The sequence below is a fragment of the Vibrio sp. 1641 genome, assembly GCF_033339995.1.
Classification (GTDB): domain Bacteria; phylum Pseudomonadota; class Gammaproteobacteria; order Enterobacterales; family Vibrionaceae; genus Vibrio; species Vibrio alginolyticus.
Window position 1 is genome coordinate 1 of sequence record NZ_JAWOVP010000347.1, and the last position, 591, is coordinate 591.

Consider the following 591-nt stretch of genomic DNA (forward strand, 5'->3'; position numbering starts at 1 on the left):
GCGTTCTCAAACTCACGAGCATAGAAACAAGCTCAATACGATCAGTGGCTTAGTACAAATGGGTGAGCTTGAGGCTGTGCAAAAGCTCATCGGACAAGAAACCGCCCATTATCAAGCCATGATTGAGTTTTTGCGAGATACCATAAAAGATCCGCTTATTGCGGGTATGTTGTTGGGAAAAACAGAGCGAGCACGAGAACTGGGTTTGCAGCTGGTGGTCGAGGAGGGCAGTCGCTTGGAGCCGCTTTCTGAATGGTTAAATTCGGAAGATCTGGTCACCATTTTAGGCAACTTAATCGACAATGCGTTTGATGCGACTTTGAGCGTTATTCGCAATGAAACCAACGTAGCATCAGAGCGTCGAAACATCGAAGTCTCGGTTAGCGATTACGGCAACGAAGTGATTTTAGAAGTCAGCGATCACGGATGTGGGTTGCCAGAGAACATTGAACCTCAAACCCTTTTCAAAAAAGGCATTTCGACAAAATCTCGACAAAATAGAGGGGTAGGTTTGCACCTAGTGAACCAATTAGCGACCCGCTATCACGGGCATGTTGAAATGCTACCAAACACAGAATATGGAACGCGAAT

General features: G+C 46.0%; 1 protein-coding gene. It reads left to right on the forward strand.

The genetic code is table 11. The annotated features are described in order from the left end of the window. Positions 1 to 591 (forward strand): sensor histidine kinase (locus R7Z47_RS25920; RefSeq protein WP_318130904.1); only part of this gene is annotated, 591 nt, incomplete at both ends.